We start from the raw sequence: 232 nt of genomic DNA, 5'->3' as shown, positions 1-232 counted from the left end.
GAAACACAATGAAGCGAACGGCGAGGAGAATCGCGATGGCACTAACAATAACCATAGCTTCAATCATGGTATAGAAGGGTTAGGCGGAAGCTTTGATGTTATCGAGCGGCGACGCGCCAGCGTGCATGCGCTGCTGACAACGCTGTTATTGTCGCAGGGCACGCCGATGCTGCTGGCAGGCGATGAACATGGTCACAGTCAGCATGGTAACAACAATGCGTATTGCCAGGAC

The 232-nt window shown here is 53.0% G+C and carries 1 pseudogene; it reads left to right on the top strand.

Going from position 1 to position 232, the window contains the following annotated elements:
* A pseudogene (locus ACPYOI_RS37195) lies at positions 1-232 on the top strand (glycogen debranching protein GlgX); the annotation flags it as partial.

The organism is Rhizobium sp. SVR5-2C (genome assembly GCF_056755115.1).
This window is presented reverse-complemented; position numbering and strand designations above follow the sequence as displayed.